Raw genomic sequence first — 24908 nt, 5'->3', positions numbered from 1 at the left:
TATAAACTATTTACCTATGTTATTAACAATCATATAGATTAACACTGGGAAATCAATATTTTTAAAAAGGAATCATCTTTCTAGATGAAAAAGTTTAAAAGTATTGACACATGAATCGATTAACTGTTTTGTTTTTTTTGATGATTATTGCAGCTTGTAATACTTCAGAAAACAACACTAGTAAGGTAGTAGAAACATCTTTAGTCAAAGAGGATGCTCCTAAAGTTGTTATAGAAAAGCCTTTAAAATTAACAAAAGAACAGGCAAATACTTTGGCAGAATTGCCTTTAGCCTGTATCCATACGGAGTATCCAAATAAATTAGGACAAACTATAGGAGGTAAAGAAGATTTGGGAGAACCTAAAGTCTTACATCCTGCATTTTATGGATGTTTTGATTGGCACTCTGCGGTTCATGGACATTGGTCATTGGTAAAGCTAGTAAAATCCTTTCCAGAAATAGAAAAAGCAGCTGAAATAAAAACGAAACTTGCTGAAAGTATTTCTAAAGAAAATATAGAAGCGGAAATAGCATATTTCAATAGAAAACACAGTACATCATACGAACGAACCTATGGTTGGGCATGGTTGCTAAAACTTGCAGAAGAAATACACACTTGGGAGGATCCAATCGCAAGAGATCTGGAGCAAAACTTACAACCATTGACTGATTTGATAGTGCAGCGATATATAGATTTTTTGCCAAAGCTGAACTATCCGATTCGAGTAGGTGAGCATACCAATACCGCATTTGGATTATCCTTTGCTTTGGATTATGCAAATAGCCTAAAAGATGAAAGACTTAAAAATATCATTTCCTCTAGAGCAAAAGATTTTTATAGTAAAGATTCAGATTGCCCAATAGGTTGGGAACCTAGTGGATATGACTTCTTGTCTCCTTGTTTTGAAGAAGTGGATTTAATGCGAAAAGTATTAGATAAAGCATCTTTTGATACGTGGATTAGTGATTTTATGCCACAACTTAAAAAGCATGATTTTAAGATAGAAGTAGGAGAGGTTTCTGATCGTAGCGATGGAAAGTTAGTGCATTTGGATGGTCTTAATTTTAGCAGAGCATGGGTGTTGTATGGTTTAGCCAGTCAATATCCAGAGTATGAACATCTCATCAATACTGCAAATCAACATATAAAATATTCATTACCTAATCTTGTAGGGGACAGTTATGAAGGAGGACATTGGTTAGGATCTTTTGCAATTTATGCACTTGATGATCAATCTAAATAGTTTAATCAACCTGAACTCTAGAGATTCTTACATAACTAATAACTAAAAACATAAACGTGTGAAAAAATGGTTTTCTAACATAGGTCCAGGAACATTAGTAACAGCGGCCTTTATTGGTCCTGGAACTGTTACTGTCTGTACTTTGGCAGGAGTTCAATTTGGATATTCTCTATTATGGGCATTAGTGCTATCTATAATAGCATGTATTGTATTACAAGAGATGTCAGCACGTTTAGGAATTGTTACTCAAAAAGGTTTGAGTGAAGTTTTAAAGTCACAATTCGATAACAAAATAGTAAGATGGATACTGATTGGAGTTATTCTTTCGGCTATTTTTATAGGAAATGCTGCATACGAAGCGGGTAATATTAGTGGAGGTGTACTAGGGTTGTCTACCATTTTAGGATCGCCAATAGTGAAGATAGGTGCTATCTCCATTAACTATATGAGTATCACTATTGGGATAATAGCCTTTATACTATTGTACATAGGTAATTATAAAGTGTTAGAACGTAGTTTAGTAGTACTCGTATTGTTTATGAGTATTGCATTTATTATAACTGCAATTGTTACGAAACCAGATCTTTCTTTGTTATTTAAAGGTTTTGTGCCTGATCTCTCTGCAGATAAAATACTTACAATTGTTGGGTTGATAGGAACGACTGTTGTTCCATATAATTTATTTCTTCATGCATCAATAGTGAGTGAAAAATGGAAATCTACAGATGACCTACCTATTGCCAGAAAAGATACTATTGTGGCAATAGTGTTAGGAGGATTAGTCTCGATGGCAATTATAATAGCAGGTGCAGCTATTCAACAAACAGAAGTGAATAATGCTGCAGATTTGGCAAAAGGACTAGAACCTGTTTTTGGATCCTTAGCAAAATATGTGTTATCCTTAGGGTTATTTGCAGCCGGAATTACTTCTGCAATCACTGCACCTTTGGCTGCAGCTTATGTAGTAAAAGGATGTATGGGATGGCAAGATGGATTGAAAAGTAAATCCTTTAGAGGAGTATGGATGTTTATACTTTTTCTAGGTGTTTTGTTTTCTTCTTTGGGAATAAAATCTATCGTAATTATCCGGTTTGCCCAAGTAGCAAATGGGCTTCTTTTACCTATCATAGCAATCTTCCTTTTATGGGTAATGAATCAGAAGAATATTTTGGGGAATTTTACTAATAATTTAAAACAAAATGTACTCGGTTTTTTAATTGTGTTTATTACTTGTTTTTTAGGATTTAGAGGTGTTTGGAAAGTTATGATAAATATGTAGGAAAAATCCTTGTTAAAAGTAAGAATTTTGAAAAGAATAGTATTGAATTCTGATGTTGGAGAAGAGGCTGGTTTTGATGAGCAGATCATGCCGTTTATATCATGGTGTAATATTGCATGCGGAGTTCATGCAGGCAACGATCAAGTGATCCAAAAAACAATTGATTTGGCATTACAACATCAAGTGAAAATTGGAGCGCATCCTTCATATCCCGATCGTGAAAATTTCGGAAGAGTGGTGATGAATATTTCATATGAAGATCTTGTCGAAACCTTAACTGAACAAATTCAAAAAGTAAAATATTATACAGAAGAAATGGGAGGAAAGTTACACCATGTAAAGCCTCATGGAGCATTGTATAACGAAGCTATGAAAAATGAAGAGGTTGCGAATGCAATTATTAATTCTGTTAAAAATATCGATAAAAGTTTAATTATTATAACTCCTAAAGATTCATTAATTCCTTATATTTGCAAGGAAAATATTGAGGTGAAGTATGAGGTTTTTGCTGATCGAAATTACAATGAAGATTTAACGTTGGTTTCTCGTTCTGAGAATAACGCAGTCTTGATGGATCCGAAAATAATTTTGGATCATGTGTTGAACATGATTTCTGAGGGGAAAGTAAGAACAATAAAAGGCGAGGAGGTGTCAATTTATTTTGACACGATTTGTGTGCATGGAGATAATCCAAAATCTGTTGAGATTTTAGAGTATCTATATAAGGAGTTTTTGAAACGAAATTTTGTATTGAAATGAAGAAATCTAACATCAAATTTCAATATAAGCGCTACGGAGAGAATGCAATTTTGATTCAAGGTCCGTCAGAAGTTGACGAAATTTTGCTAGAAAACCTGCTTTTTTATAAAAAATCAATCGAAAAATTTTATGATGAACTAATTGTTGAGGTAATTTCATCATATAACTCGCTATTAATTTATTATGTGTCCACTATAGAGAATGTCTATGATGAGATTTTAACACTTAAATCCTTGTTTTCTGGTCAGTTTGAAGATAAGGTCCGAAAAAAACGTTTGTGGAAAGTGCCAGTATGTTACTCAAACTCGCTCGCTCCAGAGCTCTCTTCTTTTGCTGTGAATAAATCTATGAATATTGATGAGGTAATTTCATTACACACTACTCCATTATATACTGTTTATTTTATAGGTTTTTTGCCAGGTTTTTTATACTTAGGTGGATTAGATGAAAAATTAGTTACTCCTAGAAAATCTACTCCTAGTCAAAAACTTGAACAAGGGTCTGTTGCTATTGGTGGAAATCAGACAGGAGTTTATCCATGTGATAGTCCTGGTGGTTGGCATGTAATAGGTAAGACTCCGTTGCGATTTTTTGATGTGAATTCTGATAACTGTTGTTTTGCTTCTCCAGGAGATAAGATTCAGTTTATATCGATTAGTGAAAATCAATATAACGATATGAGTTTATTGTCGAATAGCGATATTGTTGTGCCAGAAAGTGATGTTATATGATATCATCGGTTAAAATATTTGCTTCAGGTTTGTATACTACGATTCAAGATGGTGGACGTTTTGGTTATTCTAAATATGGAGTTCCAAAAAGTGGAGCGATGGATTTGAAGTCTTTTTTTTTAGCAAATGCAATTTTAAATAATGATGAAAATTGTGCGGTTATAGAATGGACTATGATTCCACCAGTTTTAAAATTTGAAGGTGATACAATTGTTTCCGTTACCGGAGCTGTTTGCGTTCCGTTTTTGAATGATGCTAAACAAAAAATGAACTGTCAGTTACGGGTTAGAAAAGGAGATGTTTTAAAGCTGAAAAATGTTACTGATGGGGTATTTGGATTTGTAGGAATAAAATCTGGATTTCAATCTGAAATGCTTTTAGGAAGTAGATCTCAATATAACATGATAACAACTTCATTTGTTCTTCGTAAAAATGATACTATTTCGTATAATAATTGTGTCGATTTTTCGGCAACTAATTCTTCAGTTCACGTGCCAGTTTTTTGGAATAAATCGAATAGGATTTGTGTTTTCGAAGGACCAGAATTTGATTTGTTATCTGATAGTCAAAAGGAGTTATTGTTAACTACTGATTTTGCAATTTCGAATACTAGAAACAGAATGGCGATTCCATTAGATGGACAATTAGAAAATGAGCTTTCTTCCATGATGTCATCTCCTGTTTTGCCAGGTACAGTTCAATTAACTCCATCGGGGCTATTGATTATTTTGATGAGAGATTGTCAAACGACTGGAGGGTATCCTAGAATTTTGCAATTATCAAAAGATGCTATTAATGTCATTGCGCAAAAAAGGGTAGGTGAACGGATTAGATTTGAACGTGAATTTTTATAAATGTGATGTGTTGTAAAAGGGATAATGTTCTAGATTTGTTTTTAAACTAAAACATGTTTTTTATTTGTTCCTTTATTATGATGTTTGTATTTAATGAGCATTCTTTTTATTTATAAAGGTTGTTTTTGTCTTTGTTTATGATGTATGCTTTTGTTTATATTTGATAGTTAACAGTACTTATCTGTTTGTTATAGAGTTAATAAGAATTTAGTAAGGGGCAAAACCACCTGTTTCAGCAGGGGGAAAACACCCTGTTGCTATTTTCTTTAATTTTTTTGACAAGCATTTAATGTGTTGATTATTAGGTGTTTAAACATATGGTTTTACCGTAAATAGATTAAGAAAAAGGGTTAAGGGATTTGTGTAAAACACAGTATTTTGGATATATTAGCAATTGTTAACCCAAAAAAATATTTAATGTTATGGCAAAAAAAGTACAAAGACCTCAGAAATGTATTAATGTAGAAGAAGCAAAAGAGCTTCATGATAACTGGTGTAAGAAAAGAGGAAAACGACTTCATAAAAAACTCGGTTTTGAAGATACTCGTGAGTTTCACTGGTCCGTTGCGGAGTTAGAAGAATACTTAGCATTTGTTAAACAAGAATCAGAGGAACAAGGGATTAAAGATCCAGGTATTAGAGTGTATATGGGAGCCTATCCAAAATCTAAGTGTAAAATGGGTCGTGGATATTCTACATTGTTTATGGCTGCAACAGGTTCACGTCCTGGAGCATCTGGTAAAGATGGGAAAGGTGACGATGAGAATAATTATAATATTGACCCTTTAAACCATGGAAATAGCGGACATCCTCCAAATAATTTTTAATGGAAATTTTAGAATTCAGTTTTACGGTCGCTGAGTTTTTGGCGGCTTTTGTAGGAATTATATATATGTATAAATACCGTGTTGATAAAGCAACACGGTATTTTGTGTATTTTTTATGTTTCAGTTTTTTTGTAGAATTATTTGGAGAGTTACCTACTCTAATTAAAAACAATGAAAGTTTATGTTTTTTAGAGGATACTTTTTGGTCGGAGAATGCTTGGTTATATAATATTTACACTATTATTAGTATTTTATTTTATGTCTGGTTTTTCAGGTATTATTTGAAATCAAAACAATTAATAAATATTTTAAATATTTTATTATTAATCTTTTCTTTATCTTCTATTGTCAATTTGATAATTACAGAGGTGTTTTTTATTAGGCAGTCTTCTTATGTAATGGTTTTTGGAACCTTTTTGATTTTGATGAGTGTTTTCTTTTATTTTTTTGAGATGTTAAAAAGCGAAAAAATATTAGAATTTAATAAGGATTTTGTTTTTTATGTGGGTGTCGGTGCTTCTATATTTCACCTTTGCATAACCCCTCTTTTTATTTACTTTAGATATTTCCACGATGATATAAGCCCAGATTTTGTTCAAATTCATAAAACAATTCTTTATACCTCTATTATTTTTATGTATACTTGTTTTACCATAGGATTTCTAGTATGCTTCAGAAAGAACAAATCTTATTAATAGTTTATTTTATTGGGGTGATTTTGTTTTTAGTCACTTTCGCGATAATATTTTTTGTTGCCTTCCAGCGCCGAAAGAACAAACTACTGCTTGAACGATTTAAAGCGGAACAGCGATTTGAAGAAGAATTACAAAACTCCAAACTAGAAATTCAGGAACAAACCCTTAAGAATGTAAGTTGGGAGTTACATGATAATATCGGTCAATTATTGTCTACAGCGGTTATGCAGATCAATATTCTAAGCTCTAATTTAGAACCAAAAACCAAAGAATCTGTAGAGGATATAAGAGGTTTGGTAGGCGATAGTCTGCAAGAGATCAGAAACCTCTCTAAAACTTTAAATCATGAAGTTATCCAGAATATCGGCTTAGAGAAATCCATACAAGTAGAATTGGATCGTTTTAAAAAGCTTAATTTTCTAGAACCTAATTTTACTGTAACAGGGGAAGAGGTGGTTATTAATCCTAAGGATGAGATTATCTTATATAGAATTATTCAGGAGTTTTTCTCAAATACTATAAAACACGCAGAAGCTACGCATCTATTTGTAAAACTAAACTATACGAGTGATGATCTTACGATCATTATACAGGATGATGGTGTTGGATATGATATGAAATCTGTACAAGCTAATTCGGGTCTGTTAAATATGAAAAGTAGAGCAGCTTTGGTTAACGCAAGTTTAGAGTCCGTTTCGGAACCAGGAAAAGGAGTATTGCTTACATTGCAGTATCCATTAAAAGAAGAAGATAAGGAATAATGAAATTTAAATGAAAATGAAGAAAAAAACTGTTGTTATTGTAGATGATCACCTTCTCTTTGCGCAATCTTTGGAAAGCCTTATTTCTAATTTAGAAGGATATGAGGTATTGGCAATCCTTAAAAACGGAAAAGAACTCACGCAATATTATCTACACAAAAGAAAAAAACCCGAACTCATTTTACTAGATGTAAAAATGCCAGTGATGGATGGTATTCAAACCATGCAATGGTTAAAAGAAAATCAACCAGAACAGAAGGTGTTGGCATTAACTATGGAGGATGATGAAGAAACAATCATCAAAATGCTTAGAGCTGGAGCCAGAGGATATTTGTTAAAGGATATTCATCCAGAGAATTTTGAGTTTGCCATGAAGATGGTTATAGAACAAGGGTTTTATTATTCTAGTAAAATAGAAACTGCACTGAAATATTCAGAAAAGGTTGAAGTGGATGTTAGTAAGAATCTTGCCGAAAAACTAACGGATAGAGAGTGGACTTTTTTGAAATACGCTTGCTCAGAACTTACCTATAAAAGTATTGCTGGCGAAATGAACTTAAGCCCTAAGACAATAGAGAATTACCGTGAGGCTGTTTTTAAAAAGTTACAGGTTAAAACTCGAGTTGGATTGGTAATATATTGCATGAAAAACAACTTGTTTAAGCTAGATTAAAAATATGCATTGGTTACGGGGATTTTGATATTCTTGTTAATTAACAATAAAATTAAAATCTTTGTTTTTTGGTATTTAAAAAGATGCTTTTTCTTTTGTTTATATGTTAAAATAATAAATTTTTGTTAATCTTGATAATATAATCTTAGGTATTGCTAGGATAGTATGATTAAGACATCTGTTATAGAATTAAGTTTGTGGACTAACACAAACTTATACTCTAACGATGGAAAAAAACTCACTTCTATCTTTACTTCTTGTATTGATATTTTGGCCAATTCTCGGTCAGGAACAAACGCAAAATAGTTACTTGTTTGAAAAAGCTCAACAGGAATACTATGAACAGAACCCTAAAGCTCTAGAGCGAGCTATAGAATTTGACAAAATAGCTAAACGACATGCTCAATTAAAAAGAGAAGGGCACGATAAAGCAGGAGAGAAATATGTCATTCCTGTAGTCTTTCGTGTCTACGATACAAAATATCTTAATGATAGTAACGGCAATATAACAAATGTTACCGATGAAAAAGTTCTATAAGTCTTAAAGAATATTAATGAGGACTTTAAGATGTTCATTGTACGACTACGGGTGTTCTATACGATTTGAATACTAAGATTACCGTAGAGGATAATGAAAGTACTATGATTACAGGTACAGGTAATGTAACAAATCATAGTGAAGCAGATTCTTCAAGATATTTTCGAGTCACTATTAAAACCTAGGTTATGAATTCAAAGAAAACCCAGGTAAAATAATTGTTGGTGAACAAATTAGAGCTACTGGAAACTATTTCGTTAGAATTCTATCTAATGAAGTAAGCCAAACACTTAGCATTGTAAAACTAAATTAGAGAGTACAAACAGTTGTCTAACTATCTCTCACAACCCCTTTCGAAATCAAATTGAGAAGGATGTACTAATTTCTTTAATCTATTTTGATAACTATTAAAATTTAAATTATGAAAAATCAACTTTCCTTACTCCTAGGAGTATTCATAACTGTTTGTGGTTTCTCACAAACCAATAATTTTTGGACGAAAAACCTTGACTCAACTCAGGACAAAAACATTTCTTCCACAAAGAATAATACAGAAACTTTAAACCAAAACACGTATAACCTTAGCGTTGAAAAATTGAAGGAAGTTTTATCTCATTGTCCAAAAAGATTCAATTCATTTGGAAAATCAAATGTCATTATCGCGCTGCCTACCGAAGACGGAAAATTTAAAAAGTACCGTATAAAGGAAAAAAGTGTTTTACATCCAGATTTGGCCAAAAAGTTCCCAGATATTAAATCGTATGTTGGCGCACCGGTTAATGGAGAAGGTGGAGTAGTACATTTTAGTTTGGGTAATAATAACTTTAGAGGTATGATTATGAAACCTGATGCTACAATAACGGATATCAAACCTACTACTGGTAATGGTAAGACCTATATGGTTACTTCAAAAAATGATGAACCAGATAAACCAATTGACTGTCAGGTAACTGGTAATTCGGCCGAAACTTCTTCAAAAAAAAGTACAAAGCAAGCTGAAAAATCAAACAAAGCAAGAAAAGACGCTAATGATGGTCGTCTTAGAGTCTACCGGATGGCTATAGCAGTAACGGGAGAATTGTCTAAAATTTATACTGATAAGGCAGGTGTTACAAATGGTTCAACTCAACAAAGAAAAGCTGCAGTACTTACTGAATTAAATGCACTCATGACAAGAGTAAATGCAGTTTATGAACGAGATCTTGGAACTACGTTTGAATTAGTACCTAATATTCTGAATTCCATTTTTCTTAACCCAGCAACTGATGGTATTACGCATGGTAATACCGGAATATCTATAAATGAGTCTAAAGGTGTTCTTGATGCTGCAATTGGTAATGCTAACTATGATATTGGTCATGTTTTAGATTCAGATGGGACTGGACGTGGGGCTTTAAATGCTGTATGTCTTGATAGGAAGGCTGAAGGATCTACAGGTGCACATCCTTTCACATCTGTCGCGGATTATTTCTTTCGCACATTCGTTCACGAAATAGGCCATCAATTCGGTGCTAACCATTCGTTTAATAACTCATGTGGTGGTAATCGTCTTGACGAAGGTGCTGTTGAACCAGGAGGAGGTAATAGTATCATGGCATATACAGGCTGTGCTCCTAATACAGAAAATACGCAATATGTTTTTTTTCATGCGAAACAAATAGATGAAATGTGGAATCATATTGTAAACACAGCAGGTTGTGCTACATTAAGATCAATAGGTAATAGTGCACCAGCAGCTAATATAGGAGGTAATTATACAATTCCAAGATCTACTCCATTTATATTAGAAGGATCAGCTACTGATGCTAATACGGCTGATCAACTAACGTATACTTGGAACCAAATGGATAAGGAAATAGCTCCTATGCCTCCTCGTGCTAATTCAACTAACGGTCCTGTATTCCGTTATAAACCTCCTTCAGTATCTCCAAATCGATATATGCCTAATCTTACTACGATAAAAGCAGGAAATGCTTCTTCTGAATGGGAGGTAACACCTTCTGTTGCTAGAACGATGAATTTTAGATTTACAGTAAGAGATAACCATCCGGGAGGAGGTAATACAGATTCTAAAGATGCTGTTATTACGGTAAGTGGAACTGCTGGTCCTTTTGTGATCACTTCTCAAAACACTAGATTTGATGCGCCAGTAGGTTCTACGCAAACGGTAACTTGGAACGTAGCAGGAACCACAGGAAATGGAGTGAATGCAGCGAATGTTGATATTTTATTATCTACAGATGGTGGAAATACATACCCAATAACATTAGCTTCTGCAGTACCTAACGATGGTTCTCAACAAATTACAATACCAGACAATGAAGGAGGTGTAAATAGAATTATGGTAAGAGGTACGAATAATATCTTTTTCGATATTACAAATGCTAATTTTAGTATCACGGATGGAAATTCTGATCCTATGCCTACAAATTACTGTGCTGCGGGTTATCAAGGTACAAATTATATAGCCGAAGTTATCTTTGGGGATATCTCTAATAAAAGTGAAAATGGTGGGTATTCTGATTTTACCAACCTAGGAACTAACGTTACTAAAGGCGAGCCTGTTACTTTAACGGTTAATCCAGGAATCACATCCTGGGATCCTAATTATTTTGGAGCTTGGATTGATTGGAATAAAGATGGAGATTTTACGGATGCTGGTGAAGAAGTTTTATTGACAACCAATGGTGCCGGTGGTGTAACAACAACAGTTGTAGTACCTAATACCGCAAAAAATGGTGCCACCAGATTAAGAGTACGTTATAAAATACATACTGCCCCTGAGCCTTGTGGAACAGCAAGAACTAATGGTGATGAAGTAGAAGATTATTTTGTATTTATTAAAGGTGGAAGTTCAAACCCAACTTGTAACGATGGTATTCAAAATGGAAATGAGACAGGTGTAGATTGTGGCGGACCTGATTGTAATCCTTGTACAGTAAACCCAACCTGTAATGATGGAATCCAGAATGGTAATGAAACGGGAGTAGATTGTGGTGGTCCTGATTGCACGCCGTGTAATACAAATGTAACTTATTGTAATGCTGGTAGACAAGGCACTAATTATGTAGCCGAAGTGACCTTTGGATCAATTTCTAATACAAGCCAGAATAGTGCTTATTCAGATTTCACTTCTCAGAGTACAAGTGTTCAAAAAGGAGCTTCAGTAACGTTAACGGTTACTCCTGGGATAGTTTCTTCTAATTGGAACGCTAATGTAGTTGGAGGTTGGATCGACTGGAATCAAGATGGAGATTTTGAGGATCTAGGAGAAGAGGTTTTGATGAAGCCAAGAGGCACAGGATCTGGATCTGCCACAGTAGTAATACCAAATAATGCCCAAAATGGTTCAACTAGATTACGGGTTCGTTATAGATGGTCTAGTAACCCATCACCTTGTGGTACAACAGAAGGAGACGAAGTAGAAGATTATACGGTAATTGTTGGTGGTACAACGGGAGCAACGTGTACCGATGGTATTCAGAATGGTAATGAAACGGGAGTAGATTGTGGAGGTTCATGTAGCCCTTGTCAAACGAATGTTACCTATTGTTCTGCAACAGGAAATGGTGGTCCAGAAGGGATTACAAATGTTACCTTTGCAGGAATCAATAATACTTCGGTAAGAAATGCTTCTGGATATGATGATTTTACATCAATTTCAGCCAATGTAAGCGCAGGAACAAATCATAATCTAAGAGTAACTATTGCTGTTTACCAACAAGGAACAGATGATGAGATCTATGCTTTCTTTGATTGGAACCAAGATGGTGATTTTGCGGATTCTGGAGAAACCTTTACATTAACTAAGACTACTGGTCTTATAGGTGATGTATCTGTAGCTGTGCCGCAAAATGCAAAAACAGGAGCTACCAGAATGCGTTTATTAGTATCGTATTATGATGTAGAAAATAACCCTTGTGACACAGGTACAAATGATGTGCGTTTTGGAGAGTATGAAGATTATACTGTTGTTGTAGGAGGTTCTGATCTGAAATTAAAGACAGAAATAAATAAGCTTCGATTGTATCCAAATCCGTTTAACCATGTGTTTACAATTGATACGTCTAAACTAGATGGTAATAAGTTAACTGTTGTTATTTATGATATACTAGGTAAAGTGATAATACGTAAGAATTATGATGAAAACCCTGGAGAAATAAGCTTTGGTAGTGATATCACAGAATCGGGGAACTATTTTGTAAAAGTACAGACAAGTAATACAGTTGAAATACTAAAATTGATAAAACGTTGATTTTAAGTAGCTTGTTTTTGTTTTGGTAGTTCGTTTTTTATTTTAAAAAAATATAGAATTTGTTTTTAAGAAATATTATTTGTTATATTTACCACATAAATGAAAACAAGCAACATCAATATTATTAATGTCATTAGTAACGTCGTGATTATTTCACCGCGATGAAAGGGATATCTATAATATAAAACATATTAAAATCCCTTTGCGTAAGTAAAGGGATTTTTTTTAACCCATATTTAAAAGATGGTAATGAAAGCAATAAAGAATATTAGTATCAATGTCATTAGTATCGTCGTGATTATTTCGCTACGCTGAGGGATATTGATATAATTTATATACTAAACTCCCTTCGAAATTTGAAGGGAGTTTTTTTATGTCAAAAAATAATGTGTAACAAAAATTAACAAATAGTGATTGTAAATAAAATGAGTGTAAGTGACTGGTAATCAGTGTTTAAATTGTGTTTGATAGTGGTTGGATGTTGTAAGCTTATTGAATAAAAATCAACAGTTTAGTCATTACGAAATAGTTTTATACTGTAGTTTATTTGATTGATCATGGATTTGTCAAAAAAACGGTTAAAATTTTAAGAAATTAATAAAAAATTCACATTCAAAAGGAATGAGCATTAATAAATATAGCAAACAAGTAACACAAGACGATACGCAACCAGCTGCTCAGGCAATGCTTCATGCTATCGGGTTGACTGACGAAGATTTTAAAAAACCTCTGGTTGGTATTGCAAGTACAGGTTACGAAGGGAATCCTTGTAATATGCATCTTAATGATTTGGCAAAACTAGTAAAGCAAGGGACGCAACAAGAGGATGTGGTAGGATTGATATTTAATACCATAGGTGTTAGCGATGGTATTTCTATGGGAACACCAGGAATGCGTTTCTCACTACCCTCTAGAGATGTAATTGCGGATTCTATGGAAACTGTGGTTCAGGCAATGTCATATGACGGAATGGTGACTGTAGTAGGTTGTGATAAAAATATGCCAGGAGCATTAATGGCAATGTTACGATTAAATCGCCCATCGATTTTGGTATATGGAGGTACGATTGCCTCTGGATTACATGCAGGCAAGAAATTGGATGTGGTTTCGGCTTTTGAAGCATGGGGAGAAAAGGTTGCAGGAACTATTACTCAGAACGAATATAAGAGTGTGATAGAAAAAGCATGTCCAGGAGCAGGAGCTTGTGGAGGAATGTATACTGCTAATACGATGGCTTCTGCAATAGAAGCTTTAGGAATGTCGTTGCCATATAATTCATCAAATCCTGCGATCAGTAACAATAAAGAAGAAGAGAGTATCGCTGCAGGACGTGCAATGCGAACACTTTTAGAAAAAGATATTAAACCATTAGATATTGTCACCAAAAAATCTTTAGAGAATGCTATTCGATTGGTTACCGTACTAGGAGGTTCTACCAATGCTGTATTACACTTTTTAGCGATTGCCAGAGCTGCGGATGTAGAGTTTACATTAGCTGATTTTCAGAGAATAAGTGATGAAACTCCATTTTTGGCAGATCTGAAACCAAGTGGGAAATATTTGATGGAAGATGTGCATGAAGTTGGAGGAATTCCCGCGGTACTTAAATATTTATTAAAGAAAGGATTGTTACATGGAGATTGTTTGACTGTTACAGGAAAAACGCTGGCAGAAAACCTGTTAGATGTTCCTGACCTTACAGAAGGACAAGATGTAATCAAACCTATAGAAACACCTATAAAACCTACCGGACATTTGAGAATAATGTTTGGAAACCTGTCCGAAGATGGTTGTGTAGCGAAAATTACGGGTAAAGAAGGATTACGTTTTCAAGGGAAAGCAAAAGTATTTAACAGTGAATATGATGCTAATGATGGAATAAGAGATGGATTAGTAGAGAAAGGAAATGTAGTCGTCATTAGGTACGAAGGTCCAAAAGGAGGTCCCGGAATGCCTGAAATGTTAAAACCAACAGCGGCAATTATGGGAGCGGGTCTTGGTAAAGATGTAGCATTAATTACTGACGGAAGATTCTCGGGAGGAACTCATGGATTTGTAGTGGGACATATCACTCCAGAAGCACAAGAAGGAGGTTTAATTGCATTAGTAGAAGATGGAGATGTTATCACCATTGATGCGGAAACAAATTCTATTTCAGTTGCAATTGAGGAGGAAGAAATTAAAAAAAGAAGAGCTTCTTGGGTTCAACCACCATTGAAATTCAGCAAAGGAGTTTTATATAAATATGCAAACACAGTTTCATCTGCATCTCAAGGATGTGTAACAGACGAATTCTAAAAAAAAACATTCCAGTATAACTGGAGTATAAAAAAATATAGCGTAATGGAAACACAAACGCAAACAATAGAAAAAGAAACTAAAGAAACTACCGGTCAAATGACAGGAGCTGAAGCAGTAATACATTGTCTGTTAGCCGAAGGTGTAGATTTAATTTACGGATATCCTGGCGGTGCTATTATGCCAGTATATGATGAGCTTTATAAGTTTCGGGATAAATTACATCATGTACTTACCAGACATGAGCAGGGAGCAACGCATGCTGCGCAAGGGTATGCTAGGACAAGTGGTAAAGTAGGAGTAGCTATTGCTACATCGGGACCAGGAGCAACTAATTTTGTAACAGGAATAGCGGATGCGCAAATTGATTCTACACCTATGGTGTGTATTACAGGTCAGGTAGGTTCTCATTTATTAGGATCCGATGCTTTTCAGGAAACAGATATTATAGGAATCTCTACTCCAATTACAAAATGGAATCATCAGGTAACCAAAGCAGAGGATATCCCTTCTGTGTTAGCGAAAGCGTTTTATATTGCGCGTTCAGGTCGTCCAGGTCCTGTTCTTATTGATATTACAAAAGATGCTCAGTTTGGAGAACTCGATTTCAAATACTCAACCTGTAAAGGAGTTAGAAGTTATAAACCAGTTCCGGAAACAGACCCTAAAACATTAGAGCAGGCAGCTGATTTGATTAATAACGCAAAAAAACCAATGATTGTTTTTGGTCAAGGAGTTATTCTTGGAGAAGCGGAAGAAGAATTAAAAGATTTTGTTGAAAAATCAGGTATTCCATCTGCGTGGACAATTCTAGGGTTATCTGCTTTGCCAACAGCTCATCCTCTTAATGTAGGTATGGTAGGAATGCACGGTAATTATGGACCTAATAAACTCACTAATGAATGTGATTTGTTATTAGCAATAGGAATGCGTTTTGATGATCGTGTTACAGGTAATTTAGAAACCTATGCGAAACAGGCTAAAGTTATCCATTTCGAGATTGATCCGGCAGAAATAAATAAAAATGTAGAGGCGGATGTTGCCGTTATGGGTAATGTGAAGAAGACATTAGCCAATATACTTCCTATGGTAGCCCCTAAAAAGCATGAGTCGTGGTTACAAGAATTTAAAGACTTTGATACCATTGAATATGATAAGGTAATCAAAGAGGAGCTGTATCCTTCTAATGAAGGTCTTTCTATGGGAGAAGTGTTAAGAGGAATTAACGAGGAAACCAAAGGGGATGCTGTTATTGTTTCAGATGTAGGACAACACCAAATGATTGCTTGTAGATATGCCGAGTTTACAAAATCTAAAAGTAACGTTACTTCCGGAGGATTAGGAACTATGGGTTTTGCACTACCTGCTGCAATAGGAGCCAAAATGGGAGCCCCAGAAAGAGAAGTTGTTGCTATAATTGGTGATGGAGGGTATCAAATGACAATACAAGAACTGGGAACTATTTTTCAAACTAAAGTACCTGTGAAAATTGTAGTACTGAATAATGATTTTTTAGGGATGGTACGTCAATGGCAACAACTATTTTTTGATAAACGATATGCTTCTACAGAAATGGTAAATCCAGATTTTGTAACCATTGCAAAAGGATATCATATAGAGGCGAAAAGAGTGACAAAAAGAGAAGATCTACAAACTGCAATCAAAGAGATGATTGCTTCAAAAGATCCTTACTTTTTAGAAGTATGTGTAGAAAAAGAAAATAATGTGTTTCCGATGATCCCAACAGGAGCTTCAGTTTCAGATATAAGATTAGAGTAATAAGAAGTTGTCATTCTAGCGTAGGCTAGAATCTATAAAACGATATAATAATGGAAAGAGAGTGTTATACCATATCAGTATATACTGAGAATAATATAGGGTTGTTGAATAGAATATCTGCAATTTTCCTTAAGCGTCATATTAATTTAGATAGTATGACGGCATCGGTTTCAGAGATTAAAGATGTATTTCGATTTACTATCGTAGTAAAAATAACTGAAGAACAGGTTAAGAAACTAGTGGGTCAGATTGAAAAACAAATAGAAGTTATAAAAGCTTTTTATCATAAAGATGATGAAACTATTTATCAGGAAACCGCATTGTTTAAAGTAGCTTCAAAATTATTGTTTGAAGAACGACAGATACAAAATGTCATTAAAGAAAGCAATGCCAATATCGTCACTGTAACACCAGAGTTTTTTGTATTAGAAAAAACAGGAAGACGTAAAGAGGTAGAAAAGTTATATGATACGTTAGAACCTTATGGTTTAATGCAGTTTGTGCGTTCTGGTAGAATAGCTGTTACAAAAGAAAAAATGCACATATCCAAAATAATCGAAAGTTTTGGAACAGAAGCCCTGTAAATGATACAGGCAACATAAACAACTAGAAATCAAAATTAAATAGATTTCCGTGTAAACGGAAGTAACCACAAATTAAGAAGGAAATGGCAAATTATTTTAATACGCTATCATTAAGAGATCAACTAACACAATTAGGAAAGTGTAGATTTATGGACTCCTCTGAATTTACAGACGGAGTTGAAGTACTTAAAGGGAAAAAAATAGTAATCGTGGGTTGCGGAGCACAAGGATTGAATCAAGGATTAAATATGAGAGATTCTGGATTGGATATATCATATACCCTTCGTGAAGCAGCTATCAAAGAAAAAAGACAATCCTATAAAAATGCATCAGAGAATGGATTTACTGTAGGGACTTATGAAGAGTTAGTGCCAAATGCGGATGTAGTGATTAATCTTACACCTGATAAACAGCATACACAAGTAGTAAATACTGTAATGCCTTTAATGAAAAAAGGAGCAACATTATCGTATTCTCATGGATTTAATATTGTAGAAGAAGGAATGCAGGTTAGAGATGATTTAACTGTAATTATGGTTGCACCAAAATGTCCTGGATCTGAGGTTAGAGAAGAATATAAAAGAGGTTTTGGAGTACCAACATTAATTGCAGTGCATCCAGAGAATGATCCTCAAAATCACGGATTGGCGCAAGCTAAAGCATATGCAGTAGGAACTGGTGGTGATAGAGCAGGTGTTTTAGAATCTTCTTTTGTAGCAGAGGTTAAATCAGACCTTATGGGCGAGCAAACAATTCTTTGTGGACTGTTACAAACGGGTTCTATTCTTTGCTTTGATAAGATGGTAGAAAAAGGAATTGATGCAGGATATGCTTCTAAATTAATTCAGTACGGATGGGAAACCATTACAGAAGGATTAAAGTATGGAGGTATAACAAATATGATGGATAGATTGTCAAATCCTTCAAAAGTAAAAGCATTCGAACTTTCAGAGGAATTAAAAGATATTATGCGTCCATTATTCCAAAAGCATATGGATGATATTATCGGTGGCCATTTTTCTAAAACAATGATGGAAGATTGGGCAAATGATGATAAAAACTTATTATCGTGGAGAGCGGCAACAGGCGAAACAGCATTTGAAAAAACACCAGCAGGTGATGTCGAGATTTCTGAACAAGAGTTTTATGATAACGGAGTACTTATGGTAGCTATGGTAAGAGCAGGAGTAGAGCTTGCATTCGAAGCGATGACCTCTTCAGGTATTATAGAAGAATCCGCGTACTATGAATCTTTACATGAAACTCCACTTATTGCAAATACAATTGCACGTAAGAAGTTGTTTGAAATGAATAGAGTAATTTCTGATACTGCAGAATACGGATGTTATTTATTCGATCATGCGTGTAAACCTTTGCTAGGAGATTTTATGAAAAAGATCGATACTGATGTGATTGGTAAGGCTTTTGACGAAGGTAAAAGTAATGGTGTTGATAATGCAAAGTTAATTGAAGTAAATGCCGCTTTAAGAAACCATCCTATAGAGGTTGTAGGAGCTAGATTGAGAGCTTCAATGACTGCAATGAAGCCAATAGTGTAATTTAATAATTTATTTGTTTAGCTGGGTCTGTCGAAGTTTTTTGAGATGTGTATTGTGTAATCTTTGATGGATTCAGACTAACAAATGTTTTAATAGTTATTAATAGAAATAATGAATACAGAAGTAACCACATATTTTCCTGAATTAGAAGATATCCAAAAAGCAGCCTCCGTCATAAAGGAGGTTTCTATGGTTACTCCTCTAATGAATAGTATTCGTTATTCTAGAAAATACGATGCAAATATTCTATTAAAGAGAGAAGATTTGCAGCGAGTGCGATCTTATAAGATCAGAGGAGCTTTTAATAAGATCAATTCACTAACCAAAGAACAGTTAGCAAAAGGAGTAGTATGTGCTAGTGCGGGAAACCACGCTCAAGGAGTAGCTTTTGCTTGTCATCATTTAGGAATTCAGGGTACTATTTATATGCCATCTGTTACACCAAAACAAAAGGTAGAACAAACCAAAATGTTTGGCGGAGAGCATGTGAATATCGTTCTAGAAGGTGATACGTTTGATGATGCATCCAAAGCAGCAAAAGAAGCTTGTATTACAGAAGAGAAAACTTTTGTACATCCTTTTGATGATCCAAAAACTATAGAAGGACAAGGAACTATAGGATTAGAGATTTTTAAACAAACAGATCATCCAGTCGACTACGTATTTGTAGCCGTTGGAGGAGGAGGTTTGGCTTCTGGATTATGTGGAGCAATGAAAGCATTATCTCCAAAAACTAAGATCATTGGTATAGAACCTGAAGGAGCGCCTTCTATGTTAACCTCTATTCAGCAAAATAAAAATACAGAGATTTTTAGCATTGATAAGTTTATTGATGGCGCAGCTGTGCAAAAGGTGGGTGATCTAAATTTTGATATTTGTAAATCTTATTTAGCCGATATGATTACTGTTCCTGAAGGATTGGTATGCCAGACGATTTTAGATTTGTATAATAGAGATGCTATTGTTGTTGAACCTGCAGGAGCATTAACACTAGCAGCACTAGAGTTTTATAAAGATAAAATAAAAGGTAAAAATGTAGTCTGTATTGTTAGTGGAAGTAATAATGATATTACTCGAACAGCAGAAATCAAAGAACGAGCATTGCTATTTGCCGATCTTAAACATTATTTCATTGTCCGATTTCCTCAAAGAGCAGGTGCTTTGAAACAATTTGTAGGAGAAGTCTTGGGACCCAATGATGATATTACTCATTTTGAATATTCTAAAAAATCAAGCAGAGAGAATGGCCCTGCTGTGGTAGGCATAGAACTTAAGGATAAAGGTGATCTCCAACCGCTAATCTCAAGAATGAAAGCGTATAACTTCTATGGAGATTATCTGAATGATAAACCAGATTTGTTTCAATTTTTGGTTTAAACTCTTGGATAAACGAACCCTGAGCACAGTCGAAGGGTGATTCCAGATGAATTGTTATGGATAATTACTGCTCTAAAAGTCCATCAGCGATCCAATCTTCAACAATATCGATAGTGGCTTGTGGCATTCTTCCACCTTCATCAGATGGAGGCATTACATTAAAAGCATTATTAGTAGAAATAAATCCTAATAAATCTCTTGTATTTACGGCACTTACAACTTCCTGAAAAGTCTCAAGCGGCATAGGTGCTGAATTCTGAAGAGGAGTACCATGACATTCCAAACAATTACTATCTATAATTGTTTTTACATCTGCTATATAGGTAGAAGTTTTTCCAGGAATTGGATCTTCACGTGGAGGAGTTGGTTCTGTTGTTCCACCATCATCGCTGCTTCCACAACTCAATAAAGTAATCATGAATACGAATAATAATAGTTGAATTGGGGTTTTCATAGCTTTTTGTTTTTTCTTCAATATAACAGATCTTCCTAAGATGGAATAAAAGTCTTCTTTTTTAACAAGTATAACGTAAAGATCATTGATAAATTATAACTCCACCTTTACATTGTATTCCTTTAGTAATTCTAAGTGATCTTCAAGTTTAAATTCTGAAGCTTTAAATCGATCTCTTCTGGCTTTTACATCATCTTTTCGGATAACACTTCTTACAAAACGTCGTACTGCTGTTTCATTTTCTAAAACCAAACCAGGAACAGCCATACTTTTTCCTTTACTGTCTTTAGCAACCATCGTAAAATAACTAGAATTACAATGCTTAACTTTACCTGTCATAATGTTTTCTGATTCTACACGCACTCCAACTACCATAGAAGTTTTACCAACATTGTTTATAGATGCCTTCATAGTCACCAGTTCACCAACTTCTATAGGCTTTAGAAAATCTACTTTATCAACACTTGCAGTGACACAATACGTTTCAGAATGTTTAGACCCACAAGCAAATGCAATTTGATCCATGAGGGATAGAATATATCCTCCGTGAATTTTTCCGCTAAAGTTAGAATGAGACGGAAGCATTAATTCTGAAATAACTACTCTGGATTTTTTCGCTGTTTTGTATTTTTTCATCTACTAATTTCTTTATTATACCAAATATACTATATAATTATGCTAAAAGAATTTGAATTAGTTTTCGCTAATTCAAGACATAAAATTTCAGAATAGCCATAGCTATGATTAAATTTTATAACGAAGAAGTAGTAGGAAAGAAAACAAATTATTAGTGTAATATAGTTCATTTGGTATTACTTTCTAAAATGCGGAGATTCTTCTTCTTCAACATCAACTATGAAATACTTGGTATCTCCCAACCATGAAATAGCAGCGAAACGTTCTTTGTATTTCAATTTTACATACCTTCCTTGAAATTCTTCCAATTTTTTGATGACTTCTTTGTTCTTTCCTTCCACCGAAAAACTAAATATCTGAGCTCCAGAAATCCCTTGACTAATTTCTCCTTCCCAGGTTTTGTATACAACACCTTTATTGCTGAATTTAATCAGTTCTCCGCTTCTAACACCTTCACTATAGGTGGCAAAATAGACAATTGCATACCAAGAAGCAAAAAGCAGTATAATGACTATAATTATAATAGCTAATACTTTTTTCATAAATACATATTCGTTTTAAAAAGCTTCATATACTTTAGTTACAAATTCATCAATTTGGCGAGGTTCTAACCATCTGGTGACAATAACCAGGTTTTGTTTTTGGTCAATTATTATAAAGTTACCTCCAAAACCTGCTGCATAAAACAAATGTTCAGGCAGACCTTTCCAATGACGACTTCCTTTTTGATTTAACCACCACATAAAACCATAGTTAGAATTGGCTTTAGATGATTTGGTCGCTTCGGTGATCCAGTTTTCTGAAATAAGTCTATTATTTTTCCAGGTTCCATTATTTAGAAACAATAATCCGAAACGAGCATGATCTTTAGTATTTATAAATAATCCACCACCAGAATGACCACCTCCACTTACAGATTGTATTTGGATACCATCTATATTTACCCACGAATTATCATATCCATACCATCGCCAGGTTGTAGACGCACCAATAGGATCCATGATTTTTTCTTTTAGCACTTGTGGTAAAGATTTTCTCCAAACATTTAGAAGTGAGTATGCCAAAACATTTACTCTAACATCATTGTATTCGAATACGGTTCCCGGCTCGTTTAATTTTCTGAATTTCCAATCATCGATACCACCTTCTTTTGGTGGTCGATCCGCCCAATCATATCCTCCCCATAATTGCCCTGACCAGTCAGAAGATTGTGTGAGTAAATGTCTCCAACTTATTTTTTTATTATGGTTCCCATCATAGGTCTGATCCCAAACGTATTGATACGTAAAATCATCTACTGCACCAATTAATTTTTTATCTATAGCCAATCCAGCTATAGTTGATAAATAACTTTTGGTGACACTAAACGTCATATCGACACGATCAACATCACCCCATTTCGCAATGATATATCCATTTTTTATAATTAAACCGGCAGGAGTTCCTCTTTTTTTAGTTGGTCCTAGTATCTTATGATAAGGTTCTCTCTGGAAGCCTTTAAGAATTGCTTGACGTAAATCCTTTGAACCAGAATATTCATGGTCTTTAGCATATTGAATGGCTGCCTCAATCTTTCCTGAATTTATTTTGAATTCTGAAGGAGCTTTTTCTTCCCAGTTTCCTCGTTCTGGGAAATAGCCTTGCTGCGCTATTCCTATTTGTATAGTAAACCCAAGAATATATAATAAGATGAATCCGTGTTTACTTTTCATGCTGATAACGATTTTGTTTTTAAGACCTTTTTCACCAAAAGAAACACTCCAATCACGAATAAAACAGATCCAATAAATGATATTGTGCCCAAAACTATATTTACATAGGAGTATATTTCTCCTTCCCACTTTTGATAGAACACTAACTGAATCCAGGCAATCTTTCCGAGTATACTCGATAGTAGCAAGATGCTATTACCTAATAAAATTAAGATTCCGTCGGTTGTAGACCCCATTTTTAATAGATAATGAATACTAATTATGATAAAAAAAATCGTAGGTATTGAATAAACCAGCCCTAAAAGTAATTGGATTAATATTTGTGGAGTGTTAGCTTCCATAATTGTTGAGATTATATATCATTAGTATTGTCTTCAGAAGCACGTTTAATGATTGCTTCAGGTAATGCTTTTTTGGCTTTAGCTCCCATTTTTTTAAGTTTTTCTACACTGGTAATAAGGTTACCGCGTCCGTCAACTAATTTGTTCATCGCTGCAGTGTAATCTTTTTTGGCATCATCAATCCTTTTTCCTACTCCTGTAAGATCTTTGACTAATCCCTCGAATTTATCATAGAGCGCTCCTGCCTGTCGTGCAATTTCTATTGCATTACGCTGTTGTTTTTCATTATTCCACATCGTATCGATTGTGCGTAAGGTGGCTAACAATGTAGCTGGTGTTACAATGACTATATTCTTCTCAAAAGCTTGATTATATAGTTTACTATCTTCATTAATAGCAATCGCAAAAGCTGGCTCTATCGGGACAAAAAGTAATACGAAATCAGGAGATTCTATGTCGTATAGATCCTGATAATTTTTCTCAGAAAGTTGGTCTATATGACGTCTTAAAGATGTGATATGTTCTTTAAGGTATGTAGTTCTAAGATCATCATCATCTTCATTTACATAACGTTCATAAGCTGTAAGAGTTACCTTAGAATCGATTATCATTTTTTTGCTGTCAGGCAGGTGAATTACAACATCTGGCAAAACACGTTGTCCATCGGCAGTTGTGAAACTTTGTTGTACAAAATATTCTCGATCTTTTTCTAATCCGGATTTTTCTAATACACGTTCTAAAACCAATTCACCCCAGTTTCCTTGCATCTTACTATCACCTTTTAAGGCTTTTGTAAGATTGGTAGCCTCTTTACTCATCTGTTCATTAAGGTCTTTTAGTCCTACTATTTGCTGACGTAAAGCTGCGTGATAATCGATACTTTCTTTATGAGTTTGTTCTACTTTTTTCTCGAAAGTATTGATCTTTTCCTGAAGCGGATTCAGGATGTTTTTTATATTTTCTTTATTCTGTTCCGTAAACTTATTTGATTTTTCATCCAGAATTTTGTTTGCCAGATTTTCGAATTCTTTAGTAAATTTTTCCTGTAGCTTTTCTACTTCGTCTTTTTGTTCCTGGTTTTTGAGCTGGAGGTTTTCAAACTCTGCATTTCTTCGAGTAAGTTCTGTGTTTAAGAAATCTTTTTCTCTTCGGATTTCTTCTCGTTCTTTAGAAATATCAGAAAGTTGTTTTTCTAAAGATTGCTTATACGTTTCTTGCTGTTGTTTAGTAAATTCTAGTTGTTGATCTGCAGCTTTTTTAGCTTCATCAAATTGTAGTTGTAATTGATTAGCGCGTTCACTAAGAGCACTTTGCTCACTCTTGTTTTTAAGAGAAGCTACGTATTTACCTATAAAAAAACCAATTATAATTGCGACAACTGCAACAATAAGTAATATGTATTCTGACATGTAATTTTTTATTTACTCGATAATCGAGATTTTAATTTTCTGAGGCTTGCCTCGAGATAAAAAATAAGTTTGCTACACCTGCTCAAGAGCTTGCTTTGAGAGTAGTTTGTTCAAAGATAAAAATTTAGCTAGTATAAGTAGAG

21 protein-coding genes are annotated in these 24908 nt (G+C 34.3%); 15 read left to right on the top strand and 6 right to left on the bottom strand.

The window, feature by feature from the left end; translation table 11 throughout:
• The first annotated feature begins 110 nt into the window (after positions 1–110).
• From Q0975_RS22650 to ilvA, 15 genes are all read left to right on the top strand, one after another.
• Positions 111–1244 (top strand): DUF2891 domain-containing protein, encoded by a 1134-nt coding sequence (locus Q0975_RS22650; protein ID WP_299441097.1) that lies wholly within the window; start codon positions 111–113, stop codon positions 1242–1244.
• Between the two features lie 58 nt (positions 1245–1302).
• Entirely contained in the window at positions 1303–2523 is a 1221-nt protein-coding gene (locus Q0975_RS22645; protein WP_299441093.1) for an Nramp family divalent metal transporter, read from the top strand.
• A 27-nt stretch (positions 2524–2550) separates the two neighbouring features.
• Positions 2551–3282 (top strand): 5-oxoprolinase subunit PxpA, encoded by a 732-nt coding sequence (gene pxpA / locus Q0975_RS22640; protein WP_299441090.1) that lies wholly within the window; start codon positions 2551–2553, stop codon positions 3280–3282.
• Positions 3279–4013 carry a 5-oxoprolinase subunit PxpB gene (pxpB, locus tag Q0975_RS22635; RefSeq protein ID WP_299441087.1) on the top strand — a complete coding sequence of 245 codons (735 nt, stop codon included), beginning with the start codon at positions 3279–3281 and terminating at the stop codon, positions 4011–4013. The genes pxpA and pxpB overlap by 4 nt, the downstream gene beginning before the upstream one ends.
• Positions 4010–4867 (top strand): biotin-dependent carboxyltransferase family protein, encoded by an 858-nt coding sequence (locus Q0975_RS22630; protein WP_299441084.1) that lies wholly within the window; start codon positions 4010–4012, stop codon positions 4865–4867. The genes pxpB and Q0975_RS22630 overlap by 4 nt, the downstream gene beginning before the upstream one ends.
• Positions 4868–5289: 422 nt before the next feature.
• A complete protein-coding gene (locus Q0975_RS22625; protein WP_299441081.1) occupies positions 5290–5694 on the top strand; it encodes a hypothetical protein in 405 nt (134 codons plus the stop codon).
• Positions 5695–6361: 667 nt separating this feature from the next.
• The gene (locus tag Q0975_RS22620) at positions 6362–7150 is read left to right on the top strand and encodes an ATP-binding protein (protein ID WP_299441078.1); all 789 of its coding nucleotides are present in this window, start codon (positions 6362–6364) and stop codon (positions 7148–7150) included.
• A gap of 16 nt (positions 7151–7166) precedes the next feature.
• On the top strand, positions 7167–7823 hold the full coding sequence (locus Q0975_RS22615) for a response regulator transcription factor (RefSeq protein ID WP_299441075.1): 657 nt from the start codon (positions 7167–7169) through the stop codon (positions 7821–7823).
• A 226-nt stretch (positions 7824–8049) separates the two neighbouring features.
• The gene (locus Q0975_RS22610; protein ID WP_299441072.1) at positions 8050–8361 is read left to right on the top strand and encodes a hypothetical protein; all 312 of its coding nucleotides are present in this window, start codon (positions 8050–8052) and stop codon (positions 8359–8361) included.
• Between the two features lie 421 nt (positions 8362–8782).
• Complete coding sequence (locus Q0975_RS22605; protein ID WP_299441069.1) at positions 8783–12616, top strand: GEVED domain-containing protein; 3834 nt, start codon at positions 8783–8785, stop codon at positions 12614–12616.
• A gap of 621 nt (positions 12617–13237) precedes the next feature.
• Positions 13238–14914: a dihydroxy-acid dehydratase gene (gene ilvD / locus Q0975_RS22600; RefSeq protein WP_299441066.1), complete on the top strand. Its 1677-nt coding sequence runs from the start codon at positions 13238–13240 to the stop codon at positions 14912–14914.
• Positions 14915–14959: 45 nt separating this feature from the next.
• Positions 14960–16693: a biosynthetic-type acetolactate synthase large subunit gene (ilvB, locus tag Q0975_RS22595; RefSeq protein WP_299441063.1), complete on the top strand. Its 1734-nt coding sequence runs from the start codon at positions 14960–14962 to the stop codon at positions 16691–16693.
• Positions 16694–16743: 50 nt separating this feature from the next.
• Entirely contained in the window at positions 16744–17277 is a 534-nt protein-coding gene (gene ilvN / locus Q0975_RS22590; protein ID WP_299441060.1) for an acetolactate synthase small subunit, read from the top strand.
• 83 nt (positions 17278–17360) lie between these two features.
• The gene (ilvC, locus tag Q0975_RS22585; protein WP_299441057.1) at positions 17361–18836 is read left to right on the top strand and encodes a ketol-acid reductoisomerase; all 1476 of its coding nucleotides are present in this window, start codon (positions 17361–17363) and stop codon (positions 18834–18836) included.
• Positions 18837–18947: 111 nt separating this feature from the next.
• Entirely contained in the window at positions 18948–20213 is a 1266-nt protein-coding gene (gene ilvA / locus Q0975_RS22580) for a threonine ammonia-lyase (RefSeq protein WP_299441054.1), read from the top strand.
• Between the two features lie 64 nt (positions 20214–20277).
• Here the strand turns inward: ilvA and Q0975_RS22575 are convergent, their stop codons facing one another.
• From Q0975_RS22575 to rmuC, 6 genes are all read right to left on the bottom strand, one after another.
• Positions 20278–20667 carry a cytochrome c gene (locus Q0975_RS22575; protein WP_299441051.1) on the bottom strand — a complete coding sequence of 130 codons (390 nt, stop codon included), beginning with the start codon at positions 20665–20667 and terminating at the stop codon, positions 20278–20280.
• Between the two features lie 93 nt (positions 20668–20760).
• Entirely contained in the window at positions 20761–21303 is a 543-nt protein-coding gene (locus tag Q0975_RS22570) for an acyl-CoA thioesterase (protein ID WP_299441048.1), read from the bottom strand.
• Positions 21304–21479: 176 nt separating this feature from the next.
• Complete coding sequence (locus tag Q0975_RS22565; protein WP_299441046.1) at positions 21480–21845, bottom strand: 6-phosphogluconate dehydrogenase; 366 nt, start codon at positions 21843–21845, stop codon at positions 21480–21482.
• Between the two features lie 15 nt (positions 21846–21860).
• A complete protein-coding gene (locus Q0975_RS22560) occupies positions 21861–23015 on the bottom strand; it encodes a serine hydrolase (RefSeq protein WP_299441044.1) in 1155 nt (384 codons plus the stop codon).
• Complete coding sequence (locus Q0975_RS22555; protein ID WP_299441041.1) at positions 23012–23356, bottom strand: hypothetical protein; 345 nt, start codon at positions 23354–23356, stop codon at positions 23012–23014. Before Q0975_RS22555 ends, Q0975_RS22560 begins: the two co-directional genes overlap by 4 nt.
• An 11-nt stretch (positions 23357–23367) precedes the next feature.
• A complete protein-coding gene (gene rmuC, locus Q0975_RS22550; protein WP_299441038.1) occupies positions 23368–24765 on the bottom strand; it encodes a DNA recombination protein RmuC in 1398 nt (465 codons plus the stop codon).
• Positions 24766–24908: the final 143 nt, after the last annotated feature.

This window comes from uncultured Aquimarina sp. (assembly GCF_947500065.1).
In the GTDB taxonomy this organism is placed as follows: domain Bacteria; phylum Bacteroidota; class Bacteroidia; order Flavobacteriales; family Flavobacteriaceae; genus Aquimarina.
The sequence above is the reverse complement of the archived record's forward strand: the minus strand, read 5'-3'. Positions and strand labels throughout refer to the sequence as shown.

What these genes read in the sequence shown, in the direction of transcription:
- Q0975_RS22625 (WP_299441081.1), top strand. Translation starts at nt 5,290, where the DNA reads ATGGCAAAAAAAGTACAAAGACCTCAGAAATGTATTAATGTAGAAGAA.
- pxpB (WP_299441087.1), top strand. Translation starts at nt 3,279, where the DNA reads ATGAAGAAATCTAACATCAAATTTCAATATAAGCGCTACGGAGAGAAT.
- Q0975_RS22570 (WP_299441048.1), bottom strand. Translation starts at nt 21,303, where the DNA reads ATGAAAAAATACAAAACAGCGAAAAAATCCAGAGTAGTTATTTCAGAA.
- Q0975_RS22565 (WP_299441046.1), bottom strand. Translation starts at nt 21,845, where the DNA reads ATGAAAAAAGTATTAGCTATTATAATTATAGTCATTATACTGCTTTTT.
- rmuC (WP_299441038.1), bottom strand. Translation starts at nt 24,765, where the DNA reads ATGTCAGAATACATATTACTTATTGTTGCAGTTGTCGCAATTATAATT.
- ilvN (WP_299441060.1), top strand. Translation starts at nt 16,744, where the DNA reads ATGGAAAGAGAGTGTTATACCATATCAGTATATACTGAGAATAATATA.
- Q0975_RS22620 (WP_299441078.1), top strand. Translation starts at nt 6,362, where the DNA reads ATGCTTCAGAAAGAACAAATCTTATTAATAGTTTATTTTATTGGGGTG.
- Q0975_RS22615 (WP_299441075.1), top strand. Translation starts at nt 7,167, where the DNA reads ATGAAGAAAAAAACTGTTGTTATTGTAGATGATCACCTTCTCTTTGCG.
- Q0975_RS22630 (WP_299441084.1), top strand. Translation starts at nt 4,010, where the DNA reads ATGATATCATCGGTTAAAATATTTGCTTCAGGTTTGTATACTACGATT.
- ilvD (WP_299441066.1), top strand. Translation starts at nt 13,238, where the DNA reads ATGAGCATTAATAAATATAGCAAACAAGTAACACAAGACGATACGCAA.
- ilvB (WP_299441063.1), top strand. Translation starts at nt 14,960, where the DNA reads ATGGAAACACAAACGCAAACAATAGAAAAAGAAACTAAAGAAACTACC.
- Q0975_RS22605 (WP_299441069.1), top strand. Translation starts at nt 8,783, where the DNA reads ATGAAAAATCAACTTTCCTTACTCCTAGGAGTATTCATAACTGTTTGT.
- ilvC (WP_299441057.1), top strand. Translation starts at nt 17,361, where the DNA reads ATGGCAAATTATTTTAATACGCTATCATTAAGAGATCAACTAACACAA.
- Q0975_RS22610 (WP_299441072.1), top strand. Translation starts at nt 8,050, where the DNA reads ATGGAAAAAAACTCACTTCTATCTTTACTTCTTGTATTGATATTTTGG.
- Q0975_RS22650 (WP_299441097.1), top strand. Translation starts at nt 111, where the DNA reads ATGAATCGATTAACTGTTTTGTTTTTTTTGATGATTATTGCAGCTTGT.
- Q0975_RS22555 (WP_299441041.1), bottom strand. Translation starts at nt 23,356, where the DNA reads ATGGAAGCTAACACTCCACAAATATTAATCCAATTACTTTTAGGGCTG.
- Q0975_RS22575 (WP_299441051.1), bottom strand. Translation starts at nt 20,667, where the DNA reads ATGAAAACCCCAATTCAACTATTATTATTCGTATTCATGATTACTTTA.
- ilvA (WP_299441054.1), top strand. Translation starts at nt 18,948, where the DNA reads ATGAATACAGAAGTAACCACATATTTTCCTGAATTAGAAGATATCCAA.
- Q0975_RS22560 (WP_299441044.1), bottom strand. Translation starts at nt 23,015, where the DNA reads ATGAAAAGTAAACACGGATTCATCTTATTATATATTCTTGGGTTTACT.